Annotated in this window: 20 protein-coding genes; 11 read left to right on the top strand and 9 right to left on the bottom strand. The window is 72.8% G+C overall.

The features are described 5' to 3' along the window. The first annotated feature begins 3 nt into the window (after positions 1–3). The 4 genes from OG406_RS10795 (at position 4) to msrB (ending at position 3,384) form a co-directional block, all read left to right on the top strand. Positions 4–798 (top strand): pyrimidine reductase family protein, encoded by a 795-nt coding sequence (locus OG406_RS10795; protein ID WP_164375060.1) that lies wholly within the window; start codon positions 4–6, stop codon positions 796–798. 132 nt (positions 799–930) lie between these two features. Beyond that, positions 931–1,404 (top strand): indole-3-glycerol phosphate synthase, encoded by a 474-nt coding sequence (locus tag OG406_RS10790; RefSeq protein WP_266617248.1) that lies wholly within the window; start codon positions 931–933, stop codon positions 1,402–1,404. Between the two features lie 138 nt (positions 1,405–1,542). Beyond that, a complete protein-coding gene (murC, locus tag OG406_RS10785; protein WP_329185490.1) occupies positions 1,543–2,931 on the top strand; it encodes a UDP-N-acetylmuramate--L-alanine ligase in 1,389 nt (462 codons plus the stop codon). Positions 2,932–2,976: 45 nt separating this feature from the next. Then, a complete protein-coding gene (gene msrB / locus OG406_RS10780) occupies positions 2,977–3,384 on the top strand; it encodes a peptide-methionine (R)-S-oxide reductase MsrB (protein ID WP_081221867.1) in 408 nt (135 codons plus the stop codon). 49 nt (positions 3,385–3,433) lie between these two features. Here the strand turns inward: msrB and OG406_RS10775 are convergent, their stop codons facing one another. The 6 genes from OG406_RS10775 to OG406_RS10750 form a co-directional block, all read right to left on the bottom strand. Beyond that, the gene (locus tag OG406_RS10775; protein ID WP_329185488.1) at positions 3,434–4,033 is read right to left on the bottom strand and encodes a DUF4328 domain-containing protein; all 600 of its coding nucleotides are present in this window, start codon (positions 4,031–4,033) and stop codon (positions 3,434–3,436) included. Between the two features lie 88 nt (positions 4,034–4,121). After that, the gene (locus OG406_RS10770) at positions 4,122–5,177 is read right to left on the bottom strand and encodes a lysylphosphatidylglycerol synthase transmembrane domain-containing protein (RefSeq protein WP_266851879.1); all 1,056 of its coding nucleotides are present in this window, start codon (positions 5,175–5,177) and stop codon (positions 4,122–4,124) included. Positions 5,178–5,371: 194 nt separating this feature from the next. Beyond that, the gene (locus OG406_RS10765; RefSeq protein WP_443067066.1) at positions 5,372–6,799 is read right to left on the bottom strand and encodes an FAD-dependent monooxygenase; all 1,428 of its coding nucleotides are present in this window, start codon (positions 6,797–6,799) and stop codon (positions 5,372–5,374) included. Positions 6,800–6,814: 15 nt separating this feature from the next. Continuing rightward, positions 6,815–7,993, bottom strand: a complete 1,179-nt coding sequence (locus OG406_RS10760) for an MAB_1171c family putative transporter (protein WP_267048791.1) — start codon at positions 7,991–7,993, stop codon at positions 6,815–6,817. After that, positions 7,990–9,231, bottom strand: a complete 1,242-nt coding sequence (locus OG406_RS10755; RefSeq protein WP_329185485.1) for an MAB_1171c family putative transporter — start codon at positions 9,229–9,231, stop codon at positions 7,990–7,992. The genes OG406_RS10760 and OG406_RS10755 overlap by 4 nt, the downstream gene beginning before the upstream one ends. Then, entirely contained in the window at positions 9,228–9,734 is a 507-nt protein-coding gene (locus OG406_RS10750) for a toxin (RefSeq protein ID WP_203661611.1), read from the bottom strand. Before OG406_RS10750 ends, OG406_RS10755 begins: the two co-directional genes overlap by 4 nt. Positions 9,735–10,180: 446 nt before the next feature. Here OG406_RS10750 and OG406_RS10745 point away from each other — a divergent pair, with 446 nt between their 5' ends. Continuing rightward, the gene (locus tag OG406_RS10745) at positions 10,181–11,623 is read left to right on the top strand and encodes a YhgE/Pip domain-containing protein (protein WP_267048793.1); all 1,443 of its coding nucleotides are present in this window, start codon (positions 10,181–10,183) and stop codon (positions 11,621–11,623) included. A gap of 33 nt (positions 11,624–11,656) precedes the next feature. Here the strand turns inward: OG406_RS10745 and OG406_RS10740 are convergent, their stop codons facing one another. Then, on the bottom strand, positions 11,657–12,526 hold the full coding sequence (locus tag OG406_RS10740) for a LysR family transcriptional regulator (RefSeq protein ID WP_329185481.1): 870 nt from the start codon (positions 12,524–12,526) through the stop codon (positions 11,657–11,659). A 120-nt stretch (positions 12,527–12,646) separates the two neighbouring features. After that, positions 12,647–13,597, bottom strand: coding sequence for a lytic polysaccharide monooxygenase auxiliary activity family 9 protein (locus tag OG406_RS10735; protein ID WP_329185479.1), 951 nt, complete (start codon positions 13,595–13,597; stop codon positions 12,647–12,649). Positions 13,598–13,811: 214 nt separating this feature from the next. On the opposite strand from OG406_RS10735, the gene OG406_RS10730 reads away from it, so the two are divergent. The 5 genes from OG406_RS10730 to OG406_RS10710 all read left to right on the top strand — a co-directional run bounded on the left by OG406_RS10730 (position 13,812) and on the right by OG406_RS10710 (position 20,558). Next, the gene (locus OG406_RS10730; protein WP_329185478.1) at positions 13,812–15,005 is read left to right on the top strand and encodes a damage-control phosphatase ARMT1 family protein; all 1,194 of its coding nucleotides are present in this window, start codon (positions 13,812–13,814) and stop codon (positions 15,003–15,005) included. A 137-nt stretch (positions 15,006–15,142) separates the two neighbouring features. After that, complete coding sequence (cyc2, locus tag OG406_RS10725; RefSeq protein WP_164375050.1) at positions 15,143–17,320, top strand: germacradienol/geosmin synthase Cyc2; 2,178 nt, start codon at positions 15,143–15,145, stop codon at positions 17,318–17,320. A gap of 253 nt (positions 17,321–17,573) precedes the next feature. Then, a complete protein-coding gene (locus OG406_RS10720; protein ID WP_329185476.1) occupies positions 17,574–18,209 on the top strand; it encodes a PDZ domain-containing protein in 636 nt (211 codons plus the stop codon). Positions 18,210–18,428: 219 nt separating this feature from the next. Beyond that, on the top strand, positions 18,429–19,553 hold the full coding sequence (locus OG406_RS10715) for an aminopeptidase P family protein (protein ID WP_327408687.1): 1,125 nt from the start codon (positions 18,429–18,431) through the stop codon (positions 19,551–19,553). Between the two features lie 63 nt (positions 19,554–19,616). Further along, a complete protein-coding gene (locus OG406_RS10710) occupies positions 19,617–20,558 on the top strand; it encodes a phosphotransferase family protein (RefSeq protein ID WP_267048796.1) in 942 nt (313 codons plus the stop codon). Positions 20,559–20,589: 31 nt separating this feature from the next. On the opposite strand, the gene treZ is transcribed toward OG406_RS10710, so the two are convergent. Beyond that, complete coding sequence (treZ, locus tag OG406_RS10705) at positions 20,590–22,335, bottom strand: malto-oligosyltrehalose trehalohydrolase (RefSeq protein ID WP_266851858.1); 1,746 nt, start codon at positions 22,333–22,335, stop codon at positions 20,590–20,592. A 191-nt stretch (positions 22,336–22,526) separates the two neighbouring features. Here treZ and OG406_RS10700 point away from each other — a divergent pair, with 191 nt between their 5' ends. Continuing rightward, positions 22,527–23,078: a DUF1707 and FHA domain-containing protein gene (locus tag OG406_RS10700; RefSeq protein ID WP_164375045.1), complete on the top strand. Its 552-nt coding sequence runs from the start codon at positions 22,527–22,529 to the stop codon at positions 23,076–23,078. Positions 23,079–23,173: the final 95 nt, after the last annotated feature.

Raw genomic sequence — 23,173 nt, 5'->3', positions numbered from 1 at the left:
GTCATGCGACGCCTGTTCCCTGTGACCTACGAAACAGCAGCCCAGGCCTCCGCGGGGGCTCCCGGGACGGATGTGGCGGAACGCGAGTGGGGGCTCGGAGAACTGGCCGAGGCCTACGCCTACCCCGAGAGCGACGGACCCTGGCTGCGGGCCAACATGGTGTCCACGCTGGACGGCGCCGCCCAGCACGACGGACGCTCGCAGCCCATCTCCAGCCCCACCGACATGCGGGTCTTCGGGGTTCTCAGGGGTCTCGCCGACGTCGTCCTGGCCGGTGCGGAAACGGTACGCCAGGAGGGTTACCGGCCGGCCCGCGCGCGGGAGGCCTTCGCGGACCTGCGGAAGGCCGCGGGCCAGGGTCCCGCCCCCGCCGTCGCGGTGGTCACCGCGGGTCTCGACCTGGACTTCTCGCTGCCGCTCTTCACCTCGCCCCTGGTGCCCACGCTGATCCTCACCGGCGCGACGGCCCCGTCGGACCGGGTCGCGGCGGCCGAGAAGGCGGGTGCCCGCGTGGTGATCGCCGGGGACGGCGCGGGGGTCGACCCGGCCCGTGCCGTACGGGCGCTCGGCGACCTCGGCCACACCCGGCTGCTGACGGAGGGCGGGCCCCGGCTGCTGGGCCAGCTGATCGCGGCCGACGTGCTCGACGAGATGTGCCTGACGCTGTCCCCGATGCTCGCCGCCGGCGACTCCCAGCGCATCGCGGGCGGGCCCCCGGTGCCGCTGCCGCGCCGGTTCGAACTAGTGTCGCTGCTGGAAGAGGCCGGGTTTCTGTACAGCCGATACCGTCGGTCCTGACACGTAATCGGAGTATCACGTTCCGTTTGTTGTCCGCCGGGCACACTAAATCGCGCAGTCCCCGTGCGGTCACGGGGCAGGATGGTTTTTGCAGGGGGCCGGGACGGCCCACGGACGAGAAGGGCGCCTGTCGTGTTCACAAGCGTATTGATGATCGAGAAGGCCCTGACGTCCGCCGACGTGGAGTTCGTCACCACCTTGCACGGTGACGAGACGGTCGCCTTCCACGTGCTGCTCCAGCCCCGGGGCGATCAGGCGGACCGGCTGCTGCGGGCCATCGACGACGTCGCGCTGGGCGAGATCGACGAGGCGGCGCGCGAGGGCGAGACGCCGGAGGGCGACGCCGCCGCGAGCCAGGGCGAGCGGGCGCTGGAGGTCTCACTGATCGCCCTGCGGGCGTCCGGCAGCGAGGCGGAGGGCCGGCTCATCGAGGATCACCCGCTCGACGCGCTGAAGGGCCTCGTCGACGAGGTCAAGGCCGACGAGGTCATCGTGCTGACCGACCCGCACTACGTGGAGGAGTTCTTCCACCGCGACTGGGCCTCCAAGGCCCGCCACAAGGTGGGCGTGCCGGTGCTGAAGCTGTTCTCGCACAGCAAGGCGTGAGGTCCGCACCGAACTGAACAGCGGGATGCGGCTCCGGTGTCCCTTGTGGGGCGGCGCCGGACGCACCCCATAGGCTGGGGGCGCGTTCTCCGCGGAGGACGCGCCCACCTTCGTACCGGATCTTGGGGAGAAACACGCATGGCACCCGGCCTTCCTACCGCGATGGACCGACCGCACTTCATCGGCATCGGCGGCGCCGGGATGTCGGGCATCGCGAAGATCCTCGCGCAGCGCGGGGCCCGGGTGGCGGGCAGCGACGCCAAGGACTCCGCCACCGCGGAGGCCCTGCGCGCGCTCGGCGTCACGGTCCACATCGGGCACGCGGCCGACCACCTCGCCCCCGACGCCAGCTGTGTCGTGGTCTCCTCCGCCATCCGCGCCGACAACCCGGAGCTGGCCCGCGCGGCCGAGCTGGACATCCCCGTGGTCCACCGTTCGGACGCCCTCGCCCGTCTGATGGACGGCCTGCGGCCGATCGCGGTCGCCGGCACCCACGGCAAGACGACCACCACGTCGATGCTCGCCGTCTCCCTCTCCTCCCTCGGCCTCTCCCCGTCGTACGCCATCGGCGGCGACCTCGACGCCCCCGGCTCGAACGCCCTGCACGGCGACGGCGAGATCTTCGTCGCCGAGGCCGACGAGTCCGACCGCAGCTTCCACAAGTACGCCCCCGAGGTCGCGATCGTCCTCAACGTCGAACTCGACCACCACGCCAACTACGCCTCCATGGACGAGATCTACGCGTCCTTCGAGACCTTCGTGGACCGCGTCACCGAGGGCGGCACGCTGGTGATCTCCGCGGACCACGAGGGCGCCCGCGAGCTGACCCGCCGGGTGAGGGCGGGCGACGTGAACGTGGTGACGTACGGCGACGCCGCCGACGCGGACCTCAGGGTCCTCTCCGTCGTGCCGCGCGGCCTCACCAGCGAGGTGACCGTCCTGCTGGACGGCGCCGAGCTGACCTTCGGGGTCTCCGTCCCCGGCAAGCACTACGCGCACAACGCGGTGGCGGCCCTCGCGGCCGGTGTCGCCCTCGGGATCCCGGCGGCCGAGCTGGCCCCCGCGCTCGCCTCCTACACCGGCGTGAAGCGCCGCCTCCAGCTCAAGGGCGAGGCGGCCGGCGTCCAGGTCGTCGACTCCTACGCGCACCACCCGACCGAGATGACGGCCGACCTGGAGGCCATGCGCGCCGGCACCTCGGGCCGCATCCTCGTCGTCTTCCAGCCGCACCTCTTCTCCCGCACCCAGGAGCTGGGCAAGGAGATGGGCGAGTCCCTGGCCCTCGCGGACGCCTCCGTGGTCCTCGACATCTACCCGGCCCGCGAGGACCCGATCCCGGGCGTCACCAGCGAGCTGATCCTCCAGGCCGCACGCGCCGCGGGCGCGGACGTGACGCCGGTCCACGACAAGACGGACGTGCCGTCCGTCGTCGCGGGAATGGCGAAGCCCGGTGATCTCGTTCTCACCATGGGCGCGGGTGACGTGACGGATCTCGGACCGGAGATCCTCGCCCGTCTGTCCGAGTAGCAGTGGGCCCCAGCGGGCCTCCCGGAATGTGAGGGGTTGAGCTTCATGTCGTACGACATCGAAAAGCCGGACGAAGAGTGGCGCGCGGAGCTGACCCCGGCCGAATACGCGGTGCTGCGCCAGGCCGGCACCGAGCCGGCGTTCAAGGGTGAGTACACCGACACCAAGACGAAGGGCGTCTACTCCTGTCGCGCCTGCGGCGCGGAGCTGTTCACCTCGACGGAGAAGTTCGAGTCGCACTGCGGCTGGCCGTCCTTCTACGACCCGAAGGACACCGACGCCGTCGAGCTGATCCAGGACCGCTCCCACGGCATGGTCCGCACGGAGGTCCGCTGCTCCCGCTGCGGATCGCACCTCGGCCACGTCTTCGAGGGCGAGGGCTACCCGACGCCGACGGACCAGCGGTACTGCATCAACAGCATTTCGCTGCGGCTGGCGGCCGAGGAGGGCTGAGTTCCACCCCGGGACGGGCCGCACAGCCCGTCCCGGAGGATCGGTCCGGTCACCTGTGGCTGAGCGGTGCCGGGGACGGTGGGGCCGGTCGGGGCGCGGCCTGGAGCGCGGTCATGCGGTGGATCAGCCGGATGGCGAGGACTCCGGCGGCGATCATGAGGGCCTCTCCCAGGACGAGAACGGGCAGCGACGTGGGAGCCGCGAGCGAGGCGACCGGGACGAGCAGGGCGTGGGCGAGCCAGACGCCCCACCAGACGTTCACCAGGATCTCGTCGCGCCCCCGCTTCCCTCCGGCGCTCGCCCGCAGGACGTCGAGCACGAACCGGCGCGGCAGCACGAGATTGGCGAACGGCACGAACCAGCCGACGACGGGCCAGGCACCGGTCGCGAGCCCGGCGTCGCCGCTGATGACCTGGGCGTTGTGCCGGCTCTGGTCGAACCAGACCAGGAACAGGACCGCCGCCCCGAGCATCACGTAGGTGAACACCAACGACGTGGTCCGCGAGGTGTCCTGGTGGGCGGTGGTGTCCTGCAGGGCCCGGGCCCTGTACGCCGTAGCGCGGAACACGTCCGTGACCGCGGCCACGGCTATCGCCCCCTGGGCGCAACGGGCGAGGATCCAGGGTGCCTTGACGGTGGGACCGGTCACGTGGGCCGACCTGCTTCTCTTGGGCGGCACGCGCCGCGACGGGCACCGCGGAGGAGCGGCGGATCGGATCATATGGCCGGACCCGTCGTCACAGAACCTTGCGGTGGACCAGCGCGGACAGCACGAGGGTGCCGGGCAGCAGCGGCACCCAGACCGTCAGCACGCGGTAGCCGATCACGGTGGCCGTCGACAGGCTCATCGGGGCGCCCAGCGCGACCATGGTGAACACCAGGGCCGCGTCCATCGGGCCGATACCGCCGGGCGCGGGCACGGCGCCCGCGGCGGTACTGGCGACCAGGAGCGCGAACATCACCTGGGTCCATGACAGCGGCAGTCCGAGCGAGAACCCGACCGACGCGATCACGCTCCCCTGGAGCAGCGGGGCCGCGGCGGACCCGCCCCAGAGGGCGAGGACCCGGCTGGGCCGGGTGTGCAGGATCCGTATGTCGGTCAGCGCGGTGCGCAGGAGGTCGAGGACCGGGCGGCGCAGCGGGCGGACGAGTGCCGGCAGCGCGAGGACGACGGTGAGCGCGAGCGCCACACCGCCCGCGGCGGGCAGCAGCGTCCAGCGGTCCGGGGCGAGCCGGCCGAGCCGCAGGGTGTCCTCGGAGGCCACCAGGAACACGATCAGGACCGGCATCTTGGCCAGCGGTTTGACCAGCGAATAGAGGGCGACCGACGCGGTGGCGCGAGGGAGCGGGATGCCCTGGCGCCGCAGGAAGCGCAGGGTGACGGCGTGGGCGCCGATGCCGGCCGGCAGGACGTGGTTGGCGGCACCGGCGGCGAACTGCGAGGCCAGCAGCAGCCCCGGGGGCAGCCGTTCGGGAAGGGCGCCCTGCCGTACGCACGCGGCGGCCACCCAGCCGAGAGCCGTGAAGAAGGCGCCGGCCAGCAGCCACCAGGGGTCGGCGGCACCCAGCCGGACGGCTCCGTCCAGCAGCGCGTGCCGGTCGAGTACGGCCCACACGCCGATCACCAGGAGCGGCAGCAGGACCATCGTGAGACGGGTGAGGCGTCCGAGGGGCGTGAGGCGGTCGGCGGTGGGGGCGCCGACCGGCGCCGGGACGTCGACGGGCACGGCGGCCGGGCAGGTGGCGGGGGCTGCGGGGGCCGCGGTGAGACTTTCGAGCGGAAGCAGGGACACGGCGCACGTCGTCCTTCCGCGTCACGCCCGCATGCGGACGGACGGATCCAAGGCGATGCAACGGGGACAGGAGAAACGTTCCCGTACGGGGTGGCGTCCATGTGTCCGGCAGAGGAAGGGGGGCGAGCTTGTGGGCGACACGGGAGGGGGGCGCGGCGGACGCGCGGGGGCGGTGGCGTGCCGTGCCCGCGTTCCTAGGCGGGCGCGGAGGACGGGGACTCTTCTGCCGGGGTGGCGTGGAGGCTGCTGAGCACGCCCGACTCGCCCGGTGTCAGCGGTGGTTCGGACAGGAGGGGCAGCCGGGGGCCGGTCAGCGTGGCCAGTACGGTGCCGGGGCGCAGCAGTCGGGCGGGGCCCGCCTTGAGTCCGGTCACGTCCCACAGCGCGGTGGCTGCGGTCAGGGAGCCGGTCGCGGCGCGGGTGAGGCGGCGCGTGTACCGCGCGGCGACGCGGTCGGCGGCGGTCGGCCGTCCGCCCCGGACGTCGGGATAGAGGACGTCCTGGCCGACGGCGATGTTCCATGCCGTCTCCACGTGCCGGGCGGCGGAGCGCTGGACCCGACGGGCGAGACCGGTGGCCGCCGGGTCGGAGCCTTCGAGCCGGTGCCCGAGCTCCAGGGCGCCGAGCGCGGCCACCGACATGCCCTGGCCGTAGGCGGGGTTGAAGGTGGCCAGCGCGTCGCCGAGGACGACGAGGCCGTCCGGCCAGTCGCGGATCTTCTCCAGATAGCGACGGGAGTTGCTGGTGCTGCGGCTGAGGAAGACCTCGGTGAGAGGTTCGGCTCGGGAGATGAGCTGCCCGATGAGGGGGTGGGGAAGGTCGAGCGTGTACCTGAGGAAGTCGTCCGGGTCGGCGGGCGGTTCACCGCCTCGGGAACCCGCGAGGCTGACCATCCAGCGGTCGCCCTCGATCGGGACGATCACGGCACTGCGGCCGGGCCGGCCCACGTACGGGTCGGCCTGCACCATCGTCAGAGGGAAGTCCTCGGCGCCGGACGGGGTGCGGTAGATGCGGGTGGCGTTGACGAGGCCGGAGTCGACGTTCTTCTCCTCGACGCCCGTGACACCCAGCTCGGACAGCCAGTTGACGATGCGTGAGCCCCGGCCCGTGGCCTCGACGACGATGTCCGCGCGGAGCTCCGTAGTCTCCTCGTCGGAGTCGACGCGGACGCCCTGGACACGCCGGGCCCCGCCGATGAGTCCGGTCGCCCGGGCCCTGCGGATCTCGATGTTGCCGCAGCCTTCGACGACGGCGGCGCGGACGGTCCAGTCGAGCAGGGCCCGGGTGCACGTGATCATGGTGTGGTCGGTTCGGCGCCACCGGCGCAGCCAGCCCTCCGAACTCAGCACCACCATGCCGGAGCTGAGCGATATCTCGCGGGCGCCCGCGGCCAGCAGCCGCTTCCTGACGCCGGCCGCCGGGAGCAGGGCTTCCATGGCGTCCAGTCCGCCCGCCATGAGGAGATGGGCGTGGCGTCCCTGGGGAAGTCCCTTGCGGTGGTCCGGCCCGTCGGCGGGCAGGTCGTCACGGTCGACCACGACGACCTCGTCGACGTACGGAGACATCGCCGCCGCGGCCAGTACACCGCCCAGTCCCGCGCCGATGATCACAGCTCTGCTCATGATGCTCCTTGGAATTCACTCACGGGATGCCGCCACCGAACCCTGCCGGGCCGCGGCGACGACGGGGGACTGCCCGAGTTCCTGGGCGAGTTCGACGAGCCCCCGGGTACCGAGGCCGTCGAGCGTGCGCAGGCGGCAGCCGCTGGACGTTCCGAGCGGTGCGCCGTCGGGGGAGTCCGCGTGACGTGCGGCGTCGGCGAGCATGGCGGCCTCGGCTATCACGCGTGCCTGACGGGGTGTCTTGCCGTCGTGGAGCGCGGTCGTCAGGGAGATCCGGCGCACCTGGTCGTCGAAGTGGGGGGTCAGGGCGAGGAGCGCGTCATGGATGGACACCTCCAGCCGCTGGAGCCGTGCGTGGGGCAGCTCCCACCAGGACGGCTCCGGCTTCGGTGTGGTCGCGGCCCACCGTACTTCCCGCCACAGCGGGGTCAGCGTGCGGTAGTCGCCCAGGCTGCGCCAGTGGGTGATCGCCGGGGGGAGGAGGCGGGGGAGCATGAACCCGGCGGAGCAGAACAGGGCACCGACGGACACCACGGGCGGGGCGAGCGTGGTGGAGAGGAAGTCGAGGTCGTGACCCAGCCACCGTGCGACGACGGCGGTGATCTTCGCGAGTTCGAAGCCCACGAGGTCGAAGACGAGACCGACGACGATGAGCCGCAGCCCGGTCCGCAGCGGTCCCGTCACCTCACGCATCCACCGGAGGCAGACGACGCCCATGACCAGGGTGCAGGCTCCGTGGCCGACCAGGTAGAGCACGATCATCTCGCGCATGTACGGCGTGTTCGCGTAGTAGGTGTCGAGGTCCCGCAGCCGTTCGGTGCCGGCGTCCGCGAGCGTGAACAGCACGATGATCGCGACGATCAGCAGGCCGTACACGACGGTACCGACCAGGGTCATCCGCCGGAGCAGGGCGGGCGGGCCGCCCCTCCACTGGACGAGCAGGACGACCCAGCTGCAGCTGTACGCGGAGATCATGCCGTAGGTCAGCGGGGCGCCGAAGTTGGGTATCCCCGTCAGGCGGTTCACCGTCGCCAGCGTGATCGGTGCGGAGCAGGTGAAGCACACCGCGCCGATCGCGACCACGGCGCAGGTGGACGCCGTCAGCGGATTGCGGAGGGCCGAGCGCGGCCGGCGGAACAGCAGGACGCAGGTGAGAGCGAGAAGGGCCGCCGCGAGGTACACGACCAGGCTCATGCGTGAGGACTCCGTTCAGCGCCCCGGGTGCTGGAGGGCGTCGCCGGTGCGGGGGACGTCGCGGTCGTGCGGTGTCCCGTGCGGCCGCTCCGCCGCGGGCGGGCGGCCGCGGCGCCGTCCGCCGGAATCAGGGCCTCGGCGATGCGGACGAGTGCGGCGGCGTCGGGTGCCTCGGCGACCGGACTGCCGCCGCCCGGAGCGGCGGGTGGCCGTCCGTCGCGTACGTCCCGCATGACCGCGGCGATCGCCGCCGCCCATCCGGCCGCCTGCGCCCGCTCCCGGTCACCGGTGGCCTCCATCGTCCGGTCGTGCGCCTGCTCGAACACGTCACGGGCGAAGAGGGCGTCGAGGTAACTCAGCGCGTTGTGGATGCTGGTCTGACGCCAGATCAACAACGCCGCCGGGGAGGACGGCCACGGGCGGGGCAGGCGAAGACTCCGCTCGGCGAGGACCGCCTCCAGTTCGTGTTCCAGCGGCGCGAGCCGCCGGTAGGTCCGCCACGGCAGCAGCCATGTCATCAGGCTCGGCCCGGCCCACGGAACCAGAATGCCGGCGACCGTCAGGAGGGCGCCGAGGCCGGCGAACCCGGGAGCGAACTTCGTCCCGAGCGAGGCCCAGTCGGCGCCGCACCAGCGGGCGACGACGGCCGTCAGCTTGCACAGGCTGTAGCCCGCGCCGACCACGGTGCCCGTTCCCAGGGTGAGCAGCCCGGCCCGGAGCCAGCCGCCCACCTCCCGGGCCCAGCGCAGCGACCACGACGCCGTCGTCACCACGGCGGCCAGGTGGGCCACGAGGTACAGCACGATCGCCCCGGCGACGAACGGCGTCTGCGCGTAGTAGGTGTCGAAGTCGGTACGGCGCTCCGCCGGTGTGTCGCCGAGGGCGAACAGAACCGCGACGCCGACGATCACGGTGCCGTAGCCGGCCATCAGGTACCGGGCGATCCGGCGGACACCGGGGCCGCCCTTCCAGTAGACGATCAGGACGAGGGAGGTCGCGCTGTAGGCGGTGATGGACGCGTAGGTCAGGGGAGCCGCGAGGTTGGGTACGCCGGTGACTCGGTTGATGGCGCCGACGGTCGGGGGCGAGCCGAGGACGAAGCAGAGGCCGGCCAGTGCCATGACCGCGCAGATCACCCGCAGGATGGGGTCGTGCCGGTGGCGCACGAGATCCGGGGCCTTGATCGTCAGGCCGAGCCAGAGCACCCCGCAGCTCGCGTAGTTGATGAGGCCGCTCATCGCCGGGTTCCGCGGTAGTTGAGGGCGGCCCCGATCCGGCCGGCGAGGTCGTCCGAGGTGTCCGGCCCGGCCCCGAGGACCGAGTTCTCCGTCGCCTCCAGGAGTGCCCTGAGGCGACGGCCGACCAACATGCCGAACTGGTCGGCGTCCTGCTCGGCCGACAGGACGAAGTCGGTCCGGGCGGCGGCCGGTTGGTCTCCGTCACCGGTGGCCGCCCGGTGCGGAGGCGCCGCGTCCCCCTGCTTCATGTGCCACACCTCGTGGGCGAGGATCACGATCTGGTGCCACCCGATGGCGCGTTCCTCGATGATGACGTCGTCGTAGGTGTCGCGTTCGAGCCAGAGACCGGTCGCGGTGTGCGGGGGAAAGGGAGCCCGGTGGACGAAGACGGGGCGACCGCGCCACTGGTTGACCGACGCGACCAGCCCGGCGAACACGTCCTCGGGGTCCGCGGGGAGCTTCACCCGGATGGGATCGATGAGCGTGTCGGCGAACTTACGCATCTCCCTGCTCTTGCGCACCATTCTCCCCGTGGTCGCTTCAGATTCCGGGCTGCGTCAGGCGCCGGCCCAAGCATCCACGGACAGTGCCGATTTGGTTGTGCTCGCAATCATCCAAGGCGACCGCGGTCTCAGTCAGCCGCATCCCCCTGATCCGGCAGATGCTGCGGGAGGTGCGAACACGGCATGCCGGACAGAAGACCGATTTCGAAGCGTGTGCCACACTCGCGCCCCGCACCCCGTTCGCCCCCTCCACGGACCGCCGCGTCATCCGGTGTGGCCCGTGTCCGAGTGCCCGTCAGGTTATCGCGGCCGTCAACCGGTCGGTCGGCGCGTCGGCGGCCGTGATGCCCGGGGACGACCGATCCTGGCCTGACCTGCGGCCCCGGATCCCCGGCCGGGCCGCGCGCCCCCGACGGTCCCGTGCCGCCCGGACCCTATGGAGAAGCATGGACGCCGACAGCAAGCACCCCGACGACGACGGCCATCGTGACCCCGTCGGTGACCCGGTCGGAGACGCGACCGGTGATGCCCTCCTCAGCGGCGGCGGTGGCGGCAGTGCCGGGAGCGGCGGTGTCGGGTCGGGGGCCGGAGGAGGGCCGCGGGGGTCGGGGGGTGGGGCCCGGGCCGGCGCGTTGCTGACGCGGCCGAAGCTGTGGATCTTCCCCACCGTACTGACGGCGCTGCTCGCCCTGCTGCTGTCGCTGCTCTACATGGGCGGCATCGTCAACCCGGAGCGGAACCTGCACGACCTGCCGATCGGGCTCGTCAACGCGGACCTCGGCAAGCCGCTCCCGGGGCAGCGCCAGAACGTCGGCACCCAGGTCACCACCGCCATCGTCTCCGACGGCACGTCCGACACGGTCGAGTGGCGCCGGCTGACCCCCGCCGAGGCGCAGGACGAACTCGCCTCCGGGAAGATCTACGGCGCCCTCGAGGTCCCGACGAACTTCACCGACTCCCTCGCGGCCCTCACGACGGCGAACGCCACGAAGCGGCCCACCCTGACGGTGCTGACCAACCCCGGTATGGGCAGCCTCGGTTCCTCCCTGGCGAGCCGCATCACCACGGCCGCGGCGCAGCAGGCCTCGGCCACCATCGGCAAACAGCTGACGGCGTCCCCCGCGACCGCGAAGGCCGACCCCACCACACGCCTGCTCCTCGCCCAACCCGTCCAGGTCGTCACCCGCGTCGGACACCCCATCGGACGGCACAGCGGCCTCGGGCTGAGCGCCTTCTACTACACCCTGCTCCTGGTGCTCGCCGGGTTCCTCGGCGCCAACCTCATCAGCACCGGCGTCGACACGGCCCTCGGCTACGCCGACAGCGAGATCGGCCCCTGGCACACCCGCCGGCCGACCGTGCCGATCAACCGCACGCAGACGCTGCTCCTGAAGATGGGCATGACCGTGGGGATCACCCTGCTGACGGTCTCCCTGGTCATGCTGGCCACCGTGGCGATCCTCGGCATGGACGCCACCCACCTGCCTCTGCTGTGGATCTACTCGTACTGCGCGAGCCTCGCCGTCGGGCTGGGTGTGCAGGCGATCAACGCGGCGTTCGGCGGCATCGGGCAGCTCGTGTCGATGTTCGTGTTCATCGTGCTGGGCCTGCCGTCCTCGGGTGCCACCGTGCCGCTCCAGGCCGTCCCCGGCTTCTACCGCTTCCTCTCGATCTTCGAGCCCATGCGGCAGTTGAGCGACGGAGTGCGGGCCATCCTCTTCTTCGACGCGCGGGCCGACGCGGGCCTCTACCGGGCCTGGCTGATGATCGGCGTCGGCACCGCGATCGGCCTCCTCTTCGGCTTCGCGATGACCCGCTACTACGACCGCAAGGGGCTGCACCGCATGACCCCGCAGCCCGTACCGCCCGTCGAGGCCGGATCCGCGTGAACAACTCCGTACGGCCGACCGTCTGACGGGTCCTCAGGTCATGTGGCGCAGCAGCGCGGCGACCACCGGCGGGGGCTCGCCTGCGGGTCGTACCAGCATGACCTTCCAGTGCGGCGCGTGCCGGTCGAACGCGTGGGTGCCGAGGTCGGGGAACCGCGCGGCGATCGAGGCGGGCATGACGCAGACGCCGAGGTCGTTGCGGACGAGTTCGGCCGCGGCGACGATGTCGTTGACCTCGAAGGTCGTCTCCCGTTCCACCGCGGCCGCGCGGAACGCCCGGTCCACGGAGAGCCGGATCGCCCAGCCGGGCACGAAGTCCACGAGCGGCAGCCGCGCCGTCTCGGCGAGCGTGACCGCACCGTCGGGGCCGGACGTGGCGAGCGTCCGCCGCGGGGCGGAGACCAGCACCATCTCCTCGTGGGAGAGCAGCCGGGTCACCAGACCGCGCTGCTGCTGCCGGTCCAGCGCGACCACGGCCAGGTCGACCGTGCCCTCGCGCAGCGCCTGCCGGATGTCGGTCACCGCGGCCTGCCGCAGCCGCACCACCACGCCCGGATGCTCGGCGCGCAGCGCGGCCAGCGGCTTGTGGAGGTCGGCCCAGACACCCTGCATCGTGCCCACGGTGAGCCTCCCGCGCAGTTGTCCCCGCGCCAGGTCGACGGCCGCCCGGGCCTGCTCCGCCGCCCGCAGTGCCAGCCGCGCGGCGGGGACGAACGCCTCACCGGCCGCGGTCAGCGACACCCGGTGCGTGGTGCGGTCGAACAGGGGCGTTCCCAGCTCCCGTTCCAGCGCGCGGACCGTGCTCGACACGGCGGACTGCACCACGTGCAGCCGCTGGGCGGCCGCGGTGAATCCGCCCTCCTCGGCCACCGCGACGACGACCTCCATCTGCCGCAGATCCATCTCCACTCCCGAAGCAGCCCGTCACCGGCCCCGGCCGGCCCATCTCCGAACGAGATGACGTCCTGTTGCGATTGTCGCAGGTGACGATCGCGCGGGGGTGGTGCCGAGCGGCCTCCGGGATCAGCGGCGGCGGCGCAGGGTGACGGCGACCCCGCCGGTGAGCAGCAGCGCCGCCGCGGCTCCGGCGGCCAGGGGGAGGGTCGCGCCGCCGCCGCCGGACGTGCTGTCGGCGGCGGGCGTCAGGTGGTCGGTGCCCGCCGACTCGGTGGGTGACGAGGTCACCAGGGAGGGCGAGTCGGACGGCGAGGGCTTCGGCGTCCGGCCGGCCGACGACGCCACCGACGGGGACGACGTGTGGGTGTGCGTGCTCCTGCCGCCGGCCGACGTGCCCGCCTTCGCCGACGCGGTCCGGGTCGGCGTGGACGCCGCGCGCGCTCCGGAGAGCACCACGTCCGAGCAGGAGTAGTACGTGTCCGTCGTGCTGGTGTTCTGCCAGATGGTGAACAGCATCTGGCGGCCGGTGCGGTCGGACGGCAGCTTCGCCCGGATGCGGTACGCGCCGTCGACGAGCGCCGGGTCGGTGGCCGTCGCGAACGGCTGCGTCGGCAGATCCGACCACCGCAGGGGGCGTGTCGGGTCGTAACCGGGCTTCGTCAGGAAGAGCTTGAAGGTCCCCGTGTGCGGGATCGTCGAGCTGTAGGCGAGGGTGAAGGACGCGCCGGGCGTCAGACGCGTGGACGGGAAGTCGGCGCGCGCCAGATCGAGCCCCTTGTAGGCGGGCAGGCCACCGCTGCACAGCTTGCCGTCCGGAATCACCGAGCGGTCCCGGCCGTTCACACCGCCCACCCGCAGGTTGTCCCACGCGGTGAAGGGCGCGCCGTTCGCGGCGATCGCGGCCCGGCAGGCGTTCGTCCGGTTCAGGCCGCCGCCCTCGGGAGAGCACGCGAACACCCTGCTGACCGGTGACGTCGGGGCGCCGTGCGCCGATGCGGGGACCGCGGCCCACGTCGTGAGGAGCAGCGGGGCCGCCAGGGCGACAGCGGCCGCGGTGGCGGTGCGGTAGGCGGTCATCCGGAGGTCTCCTCGGTGCGTCGGCGAAGCGGCGTGCCACCGCGGGCGACCGGACGGTCCCCGCGCGGGGCACCGTGAAGTACGGGGCCGCCGTGCCGTGTGTTCAGGCCGGGGGCGGCCGCACCCGGGCCGGCGCTGGGCCCTCCGGGGGAGCGGCGTCCGGCGCGCCCCCGCCACGGCGGGCCGGTCCCGCCCGGCCGGTACGGTGAACGGCATGCCCGATCCCGACGCCACCGCCCCGTCCGACGCCCCCGACGACGCCCCGGTGGTCGTCTCCTCGGTGCGCGGCTCGTTCCCGTGGAGCGTGCTGGCCGAACGGCATCCGGCCCTCCTCGCGAAGGTCGAGGACGCCTTCCCGTACGGACCCGAGCAGCGCCGTGCGCTCGCCGCGCTGCTCACGAACAGCTCCGAGGGCGTGATCGAACCGCTCCCTGCCTCGGCGCCGGACCGCGCCCGGTGGGACGCCTGGGGCGGCAGGGCGTACTACGGCCGCTCCTGGTTCGACGTGCCCTTCCTCTGGTCCGAGAGCTACTTCTACCGCCGACTCCTCGAAGCGGTCGACTACTTCACACCCGGTCCGTGGCAGGGCATCGACCCCTTCCGGCCCTTCAAACTCGCCGAACTGGACAGTGCGGAGGCCGAAGAGGAACTCGCCGCGCTGGACGACCTCGGACCCCGGCCGGTCGAGGAACAGGAGGAGGCACTCCTGCACGGTTCGCTGTGGGGCAACCGGGCCGACCTCGGTTTCCGGCTGCAGGCCGCCGGGGGCGAGTCCACGGCCGACTCCCAACTCGTCGCGGACGACGGCACGATGCTGCGCTCCCTCATCACCGGAGGCACGCTCTGCCTGGTCGCGGACAACGCGGGCCGCGAGCTCGTCCCCGACCTGCTCCTCGTCGACCACCTGCTCCGCCACGGCCGGGCCCGACGCGCCGTCCTGCACCTGAAGCCGTACCCCTACTACGTCTCCGACGCCACCACCGCCGACGTCCTCGACGCGCTGCGCCGGCTCACCGCGGCCGACGGAGCGGCGGGCGAGGCGGGCCGACGGCTCTGGGCGGCCCTCGCCGACGGCCGGCTCACCCTGCGCGCGCACCCCTTCGCCTGCGCCCCGCTCCCGTACGCCGACCTGCCCGAGGACCTCCGGCAGGAGTTCGCCGCGGCCGACGTCACCGTCATGAAGGGCGACCTCAACTACCGGCGCCTCATCGGCGACCGCCTCCATCCGGCCACCACCCCGTTCGCGGAGGCCACCGCGTACTTCCCCGGAGCGGTGGCGGCGCTGCGCACCCTCAAGTCCGATGTCGTCGTCGGGCTCGCCCCCGCCACCGAGGCCGCCCTCGACGCGGCCGAGGGCGGCCGCTGGCGAACCGGAGGCACCCACGCGCTGATCCAGGCGCGACGCTAGGACGCGGGCCGGTCCCAGGTCCCGCCGCCGGACCCGAAACCGCGCCGCCGTGCGCGGCTTTCGCACCGATTCACGCGATGGTGTGATCATGTCCGGGCCCGCGGATGCCCGCGCGGGGCCGTGGGTAGGGCCCGGCCATGACGCAGCCGTTCGAACTCCCGCACTTCTACATGCCGTACACCGCCCGGCTGAACCCGCATCTGGACGAGGCGCGGGCCCACACCGTCGACTGGGCCCGCGGAATGGGCATGCTGGAAGGCTCAGGCATCTGGGAGCAGTCCGACCTCGACGCCCACGACTACGGCCTGTTGTGCGCGTACACCCACCCCGACTGCGACGGACCGGCCCTCTCCCTGATCACCGACTGGTACGTGTGGGTGTTCTTCTTCGACGACCACTTCCTGGAGACCTTCAAGCGCACGCAGGACCGCGAGGGCGGCAAGGCCTACCTCGACCGGTTGCCGCTGTTCATGCCGCTCGACCTGTCGACTCCCGTACCGGAGCCGGAGAACCCGGTCGAGGCCGGCCTCGCCGACCTGTGGGCGCGCACCGTGCCCGCGATGACGGAGGACTGGCGCAGGCGGTTCGCGGTCTCCACCGAGCACCTGCTGAACGAGTCGATGTGGGAGCTGTCCAACATCAACGAAGGGCGGGTCTCCAACCCCGTCGAGTACATCGAGATGCGCCGCAAGGTCGGCGGCGCGCCCTGGTCCGCCGGTCTCGTCGAGTACGCCACCGCCGAGGTCCCGGCGTCCGTCGCCGAGACCAGGCCGCTGCGCGTCCTGATGGAGACGTTCTCGGACGGCGTCCATCTGCGCAACGACCTCTTCTCCTACCAGCGCGAGGTGGAGGACGAGGGCGAACTGAGCAACGGGGTCCTGGTCCTGGAGACGTTCTTCGGCTGCACGACCCAGGAGGCCGCCGAGACCGTCAACGACATCCTCACCTCACGGCTGCACCAGTTCGAGCACACGGCGCTCACCGAAGTGCCCGCGCTGGCCCTGGAGAAGGGACTCACCCCGCCGGAGGTCGGCGCGGTCGCCGCGTACACGCAGGGACTCGTGGACTGGCAGTCCGGCGGCCACGAGTGGCACATGCGCTCCAGCCGCTACATGAACCAGGGCGCCACGGACGAGCCGCGGCCCTTCGCCATGGGCGGTCTCGGCACGTCCGCCGCGGACATCGGCGGTCTGCTGTCCGCGGCCGGTGCCGAGCGGATGCGCGCGTACACCCACGTCCCGTTCCAGAAGGTCGGGCCCTCCCAACTTCCCGACTTCCACATGCCGTTCGAGGTCACCCTCAGTCCGCACCTCGCCGGGGCCCGCGAGCGGCTCACCGGCTGGATGTACGGCACGGGCATGCTCCAGGAGGGCGTCTGGGACGAGGACAAGCTCATCGCCTACGACCTGCCGCTCTGCGCGGCCGGCATCCATCCCGACGCCACGCCCGAGGCGCTGGACCTCAGTTCGCAGTGGCTCGCCTGGGGCACGTACGGCGACGACTACTACCCGCTGCTGTTCGGCAACCGCCGCGACCTGGCCGCCGCGAAGCTGACCACCGCGCGTCTGTCGGCCTGCATGCCCATCGACGGCGACGAGGTCCCCGTACCGGTCAACGCGATGGAGCGCGGACTGATCGACCTGTGGCGGCGCACCACCGCGGAGATGCCACCGGAGGCACGCAGGACCGTGCGCGCGTCGGTGGACGTGATGACCGAGAGCTGGCTGTGGGAGCTGTCCAACCAGATCCAGAACCGCATCCCGGACCCGATCGACTACCTGGAGATGCGCCGGGCCACCTTCGGTTCCGACCTGACGATGGGCCTGTGCCGGCTCGGCCACGGCCCCGCCGTCCCGCCGGAGGTGTACCGCAGCGGCCCCGTCCGCTCGCTGGAGAACGCGGCCATGGACTACGCCATGCTCCTGAACGACGTGTTCTCGTACCAGAAGGAGATCGAGTACGAGGGGGAGGTCCACAACGGCATCCTCGTCGTGCAGAACTTCTTCGGCTGCGACTATCCGAGCGCGCTCGGCATCATCCACGATCTGATGACCCAGCGCATGGAGCAGTTCCAGCACGTCGCGGCCCACGAATTCCCCATCCTGTTCGAGGACTTCAAGCTCTCGGAGGAGGTGCGGGGGATCATGCAGGGCTATGTGGTCGAGCTGCAGAACTGGCTGGCCGGCATCCTGAAGTGGCACCAGGACTGCCGCCGTTACGGTGCGGCGGACCTGGCCCGGCGCGCCCACGGGTTCGTGCCCGACCAGGCTCCCGGCCTGCCGTTCGCCTGGCGGGCGGAGCCCGTCGCCCTCTGAACGGCCCGCACACCGCGATGAGTCAACGGTGAGCCCCTGTGACCGACAGCGTCGGCGGTACGGGGTCCGGTTCGCACGGACCCCGCACCGCCCTCCGTCGTGCCACCGTGCAGGTACGCCGTACCACCGGCCCGGAGGGGGACTTCTCGAACAGGGGCGCCAGTCTCACTCGTTGGGGAACCATCGCGCGCCGGAGTGCGGGGTAGGGCAGAAGCCGCAGGCGATCCGCAGAGCATCCGCCGGAGGCGACCCCATGGAACAGACCGCGTTGCGTCCCAAGCCGATGCCCGGGCAGGAACCGGGCACCGGGGAGCGTCCCACCGGCGGAGTCCGGCGACCGCACGCGGCGAAGCGCCGGGGCAGGCGGCTGGTCACGCTGTTGTTCAGCCTCTTCGTCGGGGTGGTGCTGGTGCTGTCCGGAGTGGGGCTCGGCACGGTGGGCGCGACCGTGATCGGCATGAGCAGGCTGGCCGCCCTGCAGAAGCAGGCCGGAGCGGCCGGACAGGCGCACGGGCCGTCCGGCGGACCGGGCACCTCGGCGGCGCCGCGGCCGGGCGGGACCACGACCGCGTCCGGCAGCGGCGCCCCGATCCCGCCGGCGAAGGCCACCGGGGCGTCGGGGCGGGCGGCGCTCGGGGTGGTGGCCGTCGACGCGCCCAACGGCGGGGGTGCCCTGCTCGTCGGGGTGCACACCCCCGGTCCCGGTTTCACCGCCGGTCTGGTCCGCGGAGACGTCCTGCTCGGCGTCGGTGGCAAGGGGATCTCATCGGCGGCGGACCTCGCCCACGCGGTCGCCGGCGCCGAGCCCGGCCGGGACCTCACCCTCGACGTCCGGCACGCGAACGGCACCCGGGCCCGCCTGTCGGCCGTCCCGGGCATCGCGACGTGAGGGCGGCGCCGCCGGCTCGCACCGTCCCCCGGTCGGAGCGTTCCGCGGCGACGAGGAGCGGAGCCGGGCCTCCGAGTTCGCGAGGCGCGGGCCCGCCCGCCCCGGCGTGGGGTCGTGGGAAACAGGCGCGGCCCCGGGGATCGGCTCGCGCGGGCTCCGGCGGAGGGGGAAGATGCTGCCCGTAGCCCTCTGGGGAACTCCGCACACACGGAGGCATGGATGACCGCCGCCACACCCGCGCCCTTCACCGCCGTCGACTACGAGGCCCGTATGCGGCGTGCCGCCGACGCCGCCGCCGACGCCGGACTGGACGGTGTCCTCGTGGCGCCGGGACCCGACATGGTGTGGCTGACCGGATACCGCCCGGTCGAGACGGAGCGGCTCACCCTCCTCGTGCTCAGGGCCGGACAGGACCCGGCGCTCGTCGTGCCCACCCTGGAGGCACCCGACGCGGCCAAGTCGACCGGCGCGCCCGCGCTGACCCTCCACGAGTGGACCGACGGCACGAACCCCTACGAAGCCGCCGCGCCCCTCCTCGCCCCCGCCGGCCGCTTCGGCATCAGTGACAACGGCTGGGCGCTGCACCTGCTCGGCCTGCAGAAACGGCTGCCCGACACCCGGTACGCGGCCCTGACCGAGGCGCTGCCGATGCTCCGCGCCGTCAAGGACGCGGCGGAACTGGAGCGGCTCGCCGCTGCCGGAGCGGCCGCCGACGCGGCGTTCGAGGAGATCCGGAAGGTCACCTTCGCCGGCCGCAGGGAGTCGGAGGTCTCCACCGATCTCGCCGACCTGCTGCGCCGCTTCGGCCACTCCCAGGTCGACTTCACCATCGTCGCCTCGGGACCGAACGGCGCCGACCCGCACCACGAGGCCGACGAGCGCGTCATCCAGCACGGCGACATGGTGGTCCTGGACTTCGGCGGCCTCAAGGACGGCTACGGCTCCGACACCTCCCGCACGGTCCACGTCGGGGAACCGGACGAAGAGGAACGCGCGGTGCACGACATCGTGCGCGCGGCCCAGGAGGCCGGCTTCCGCGCCGTCCGCCCGGGAGCCGCCTGCCAGGACATCGACCGGGCGGCCCGTGCCGTCATCGAAGAGGCCGGGTACGGCAAGTACTTCATCCACCGCACCGGACACGGCATCGGCGTCACCACCCACGAACCGCCCTACATGGTCGAGGGCGAGGAGCAGCCGCTCGTCCCCGGCATGTGCTTCTCCGTCGAACCCGGCATCTACCTGCCGGGCCGTTTCGGGGTCCGGATCGAGGACATCGTCACGGTGACGGAGGACGGCGGCCGCCGGCTCAACAACACCTCCCGCGAGATGGTCGTCGTCGACTGACGTGGACGCACCGACCGCGCGGCGACCGCTCCGCCCCCGCCCCCGGACGACAAGGGCGCGACCATGAGCCAACCGCCACCGACCCCCACCCCGGACACGGTCAGCCGGCTGGTCCGCTCGCTGCTCGCCGACGACGGCGCCCCGGGTCCCGGACCGGACGTACGGCCGGTCACCGAGGAGGGCGACCACCTCACCTGGTGGGTGGGCCCACGCCATGTGCTGCGGCTCGCCGGGGACCGCGACGCCTCGGTGCGGCAGCGCCGGGAGCTGCGGCTGCGTGACCTGGTCCGCCCGCACATCGGGGTGCCGGTCCCGGTCAGCGTCGCGCGGGGCGAATGGGCGGCCGGGCTGGCCTACACGCTCGACACCCGGCTGCCCGGCGCCTCCGCCGAGGAACAGGGCGTCTCGGCCGTCGGGGAGGCCGACCTGGCGGGCCTGCTGACCGGGCTGCGCGAGGTGCCCGTACGCCAGGCGGGGACCCTCGGCGTGCCACAGGCCCGGCCGCGGTCGCTGGAGACCCTGCGGTCCGCCGCGGTCCGCGCCGCCCGCGGGCTGCCCGCCGAGGAGTTCGACCCGGTGGAGCTCGACCAGCTCGCCGAGCCCGCCGCCGTCCAGCTCGCCGCGCAGCAGGGCGTCGCGTTCCTCGTCCACCACGGCCTGCGGGGGGAACACCTCGTGACCGCCGCCGGCGGACGGGTGCGGGGAGTCCTCGGCTGGAGCGGCGCGACGGTCGGTGACCCGGCCGAGGACATCGCCGGACTCGCGGTCGCCGTCGGCGCCCCCGCCGCCGTCCGGGCCGCCACGCTCGCCGGCTACGGTGCCCGGCCCTGCCTGCGCGGTCTGTGGCTGGCCCGCTGCGACACCGTCGTCCGCCTCGCCGACCGCCTCCGCGGCCGGAGCGGCGACCCCGTGCCGCTCCTGGAGGCCCAGCTGCGGCGGGCCTGGGAGACCATCCTGCTGGAGCGGGTGACGGACCTGCGGGACGGGCCGGACGAGGCGCCCTAGGGGCGGCGCCCGGCCCGTGCCGCAGGGCGTCTCACGCCTGGGTGAGCACCACGCACGACTCGCCCGGCACGTTCAGCACGCCGTCCGTGAGCGGCGCCGCGACCGGGTCCCAGGACGCCAGCACACGCCCCTTGCGGACGCCGAGCGGGATCACCGCCGGGTCCTTGGACAGGTTCACGGCCACCCGGACGTCACCGCGCCGCACGGCCAGCCAGCGGGCCTCCGGATCGTGCGCCACCCGGACCGCCGCGAGATCGGGGTCCGAGAGATCGGCCTGCCGGTGGCGCAGCGCGATCAGCTCGCGGTACCAGGCCAGCAGACGCGCGTGGGCCGGCGCCTCCGGCTCCGACCAGTCCAGGCAGGAGCGGTCCCGGGTCGCCGGGTCCTGCGGGTCCGGCACGTCCTCCTCCGCCCAGCCGTGCGCCGCGAACTCCCGCCGCCTGCCCCGCCGTACGGCCTCCGCCAGTTCGGGGTCCGTGTGGTCGGTGAAGAACTGCCACGGCGTTCCCGCGCCCCACTCCTCGCCCATGAACAGCATCGGCGTGAACGGCGCGGTGAGCGTCAGCGCCGCCGCGCAGGCCAGCAGCCCGGGGGAGAGGGAGGCGGACAGCCGGTCGCCCTGGGCGCGGTTGCCGATCTGGTCGTGGGTCTGCGTGTACCCGAGAAGGCGCTGCGCCGAGATCCGCGCGCGGTCGATCGGCCTGCCGTGATGCCGGCCGCGGAAGCTGGAGTAGCTGCCGTTGTGGAAGAAGCCCGAGGTCAGCGTCTTGCTCAGGGCCGCGAGCGGCGCCCGCGCGAAGTCGGCGTAATAGCCCTGCCCCTCGCCGGTCAGCGTGGTGTGCAGGGCGTGGTGGAAGTCGTCGTTCCACTGGGCGTCCAGACCGAGACCGCCCTCCTCGCGGGAGGTGATGAGCCGCGGGTCGTTCAGGTCCGACTCGCCGATCAGGAACAGCGGCCGGCCCAGCTCGCCCGCGACCGCGCCCACCGCCGCCGACAACTCCTCCAGGAAGTGCAGCGCGCGGGTGTCCTTCAGCGCGTGCACCGCGTCCAGGCGCAGCCCGTCGAGCCGGTAGTCGCGCAGCCAGGCCAGCGCGCTGCCCACGAAGTAGTCGCGCACCTCGTCCGAGCCCGGCGCGTCCAGGTTCACCGCCGAACCCCACGGCGTCTGATGCGTGTCCGTGAAGTACGGCCCGAACGCGGGCAGGTAGTTGCCGGACGGCCCGAGGTGGTTGTGCACGACGTCCAGGACGACGCCCAGGCCGAGTTCGTGCGCCCGGTCGACGAAGCGCTTCAACGCCTCGGGGCCGCCGTACGGTTCGTGCACCGCCCACAGGGAGACGCCCTCGTACCCCCAGCCGTGCCGCCCGGGGAACGGGCACAGAGGCATCAACTCGACGTGGGTGATGCCCAGTTCGACCAGATGACCGAGCCGCTCGGCCGCCGCGTCCAGCGTGCCCTCGGACGTGTACGTCCCCACGTGCAGCTCGTACAGGACCGCTCCCGGCAGCGCGCGCCCGGCCCACTCGGACCGCCACGCGTACCGCGCCTGGTCGACCACCGCGCTCAGCCCGTCGGGACCGTCGGGCTGCCGTCGCGAGCGCGGATCGGGCAGGACGGGCCCGTCGTCGACCGCGAAGCCGTACCGCGTCCCGTCCCGCGCGTCCGCCTCGGCACTCCACCATCCCGGACGGCCCGGATCGCGCTCCATCGCGCTCGTGACGTCGTCGCAGTGGAGTGTCAACCGGTCGGCGTGCGGTGCCCACACCTCGAATCGCACAGAGTTCCCCCTTGTCGGCTCAGCGTGACCCAGCCCGTCCATGGTGCTCCACCCGAGATCAATTCGCTTTCCGATCCACCCTTTTGCCGCGTGTCCGTCGCCCATTGGGCGCGCGAACCGCCCCTGTCGGCTTCCCTTGCCCTTTACGGGTTTTCTGGACACGCCGTCGTCGCTGACCGACAATCACGAGCGTGACGTCGTCCTTCGAGTTCCACACGTACCCCGCGCGGCTGTCCGACGCGGAGCGCGACCGGGCGCTCAAGTCGCTCCGTGACGGCGTCGCCCTCGGCCGCCTCTCGCACGACACGTTCATCCGCCGGATGGAGCTGGCCCTGGCCGCCCGACGGTCCGAGGAACTCGTCGTGCTTACCGCCGACCTGCCGACCGAGAACCGCTGGTCGAAGGCGGTCTTCGGGACCGTGGAGGCCGTCTCCGGCTTCACCGTCCGGCTGCGCAGGGCCTGGCAGGCCGAGCGGCTCCCCAAGCTCCAGCTGCCCAACGCCGGCAGCCCGTACCCGCTGCGGATAGGCCGCGACCCGGCCAGCGGGCTGCGGCTCAACCACGAGACGGTCTCCCGCGTCCACGCCGAACTCAGCAGGCAGAGCGGCGTATGGGTGCTGCGCGACCTCGGCTCGACCAACGGCACGACGGTCAACGGCCGCCGCGTCATCGGCGTCTCCGTCGTCCGGGACGGCGACCAGATCGGCTTCGGCCGCATGCTGTTCCGCCTCACCTCGGACTGACCCGGCGCGGTCCGTCGCCACGGACCGTCCCGGGCGCCGACGTGTCGGCCAGGGGCGGCCGTCCGGACCTCGGTGCCCTCGACATCCTGCGCGCG

The organism is Streptomyces sp. NBC_01428 (assembly GCF_036231965.1).
GTDB lineage: Bacteria > Actinomycetota > Actinomycetes > Streptomycetales > Streptomycetaceae > Streptomyces.
The sequence above is the reverse complement of the archived record's forward strand: the minus strand, read 5'-3'. Positions and strand labels throughout refer to the sequence as shown.

What these genes read in the sequence shown, in the direction of transcription:
- OG406_RS10795 (WP_164375060.1), top strand. Translation starts at nt 4, where the DNA reads ATGCGACGCCTGTTCCCTGTGACCTACGAAACAGCAGCCCAGGCCTCC.
- murC (WP_329185490.1), top strand. Translation starts at nt 1,543, where the DNA reads ATGGCACCCGGCCTTCCTACCGCGATGGACCGACCGCACTTCATCGGC.
- msrB (WP_081221867.1), top strand. Translation starts at nt 2,977, where the DNA reads ATGTCGTACGACATCGAAAAGCCGGACGAAGAGTGGCGCGCGGAGCTG.
- OG406_RS10765 (WP_443067066.1), bottom strand. Translation starts at nt 6,799, where the DNA reads ATGAGCAGAGCTGTGATCATCGGCGCGGGACTGGGCGGTGTACTGGCC.
- OG406_RS10760 (WP_267048791.1), bottom strand. Translation starts at nt 7,993, where the DNA reads ATGAGCCTGGTCGTGTACCTCGCGGCGGCCCTTCTCGCTCTCACCTGC.
- OG406_RS10755 (WP_329185485.1), bottom strand. Translation starts at nt 9,231, where the DNA reads ATGAGCGGCCTCATCAACTACGCGAGCTGCGGGGTGCTCTGGCTCGGC.
- OG406_RS10750 (WP_203661611.1), bottom strand. Translation starts at nt 9,734, where the DNA reads ATGCGTAAGTTCGCCGACACGCTCATCGATCCCATCCGGGTGAAGCTC.
- OG406_RS10745 (WP_267048793.1), top strand. Translation starts at nt 10,181, where the DNA reads ATGGACGCCGACAGCAAGCACCCCGACGACGACGGCCATCGTGACCCC.
- OG406_RS10740 (WP_329185481.1), bottom strand. Translation starts at nt 12,526, where the DNA reads ATGGATCTGCGGCAGATGGAGGTCGTCGTCGCGGTGGCCGAGGAGGGC.
- OG406_RS10735 (WP_329185479.1), bottom strand. Translation starts at nt 13,597, where the DNA reads ATGACCGCCTACCGCACCGCCACCGCGGCCGCTGTCGCCCTGGCGGCC.
- OG406_RS10730 (WP_329185478.1), top strand. Translation starts at nt 13,812, where the DNA reads ATGCCCGATCCCGACGCCACCGCCCCGTCCGACGCCCCCGACGACGCC.
- cyc2 (WP_164375050.1), top strand. Translation starts at nt 15,143, where the DNA reads ATGACGCAGCCGTTCGAACTCCCGCACTTCTACATGCCGTACACCGCC.
- OG406_RS10720 (WP_329185476.1), top strand. Translation starts at nt 17,574, where the DNA reads ATGGAACAGACCGCGTTGCGTCCCAAGCCGATGCCCGGGCAGGAACCG.
- OG406_RS10715 (WP_327408687.1), top strand. Translation starts at nt 18,429, where the DNA reads ATGACCGCCGCCACACCCGCGCCCTTCACCGCCGTCGACTACGAGGCC.
- OG406_RS10710 (WP_267048796.1), top strand. Translation starts at nt 19,617, where the DNA reads ATGAGCCAACCGCCACCGACCCCCACCCCGGACACGGTCAGCCGGCTG.